The following is a 251-nucleotide window of genomic DNA, read 5'->3' on the forward strand; positions in this document are numbered from 1 at the left end:
CTTCGAAATCGGGAATGGTTTTCTCATCCGCCTTGAGCATCAGCTCGCCGCGCACGACGACCGCGACGATGGCACCGTCGCAATAGATGCCCTTGCCGCCGAACAGTTTTCGGATGCTGATCGGCCCCAGGCTTTCGGACAATTCTTCAAGGCGTTCATTGTCCATGCCGCGATCATCTCATCCGTCCTCGGCCTTGTCATGGCCGCAACCAAAGGCATGCTGCCTGGTTGAGACCTGGAAACGGAGTTCC

General features: G+C 57.8%; 1 protein-coding gene. It reads right to left on the reverse strand.

All coding sequences use genetic code 11. From position 1 onward, the window contains the following. Nucleotides 1-166, reverse strand: a 166-nt coding sequence (locus tag KVT37_RS32470; protein ID WP_217579055.1) for a TfoX/Sxy family protein, incomplete at its 3' end; no start/stop codon positions are given. Nucleotides 167-251 lie beyond the last annotated feature (85 nt).

The sequence above is a fragment of the Mesorhizobium sp. GbtcB19 genome (genome assembly GCF_019091085.1).
In the GTDB taxonomy this organism is placed as follows: Bacteria; Pseudomonadota; Alphaproteobacteria; order Rhizobiales; family Rhizobiaceae; genus Mesorhizobium.